This window comes from Pseudomonas sp. SIMBA_067, from assembly GCF_046534675.1.
Classification (GTDB): Bacteria; Pseudomonadota; Gammaproteobacteria; order Pseudomonadales; family Pseudomonadaceae; genus Aquipseudomonas; species Aquipseudomonas putida.
This window is the reverse complement of record NZ_JAWRYH010000756.1, coordinates 1-258: the sequence shown is the minus strand read 5'-3', so window position 1 is coordinate 258 and position 258 is coordinate 1. Positions and strand designations below refer to the sequence as shown.

The following is a 258-nucleotide window of genomic DNA, read 5'->3' as shown; positions in this document are numbered from 1 at the left end:
AGTTGTGATCACACTTTTAGCGGGCTCTATTATTTTAGGGGGCTTTAAAGCCATAGCCCGTTTTGCCGAGCGAGTAGTCCCTGTTATGGGCATCGTGTTTGTGCTTGTTGCTGTGGTAATTACACTGATTAACTTCACCCAAGTACCTGCCATGCTTAAAGATATATTTTTATCGGCGTTTGGCTTACAAGAAGCGGGCGCAGGCGCTATGGGGGCAGCCATTAAAAATGGTATCCAACGCGGTTTATATTCTAATGA

General features: G+C 45.0%; 1 protein-coding gene. It reads left to right on the top strand.

Translation table 11 applies throughout. From position 1 onward, the window contains the following. A partial coding sequence (locus SB765_RS31200; protein ID WP_410932702.1) for an alanine:cation symporter family protein occupies positions 1–258 on the top strand: 258 nt, incomplete at both ends.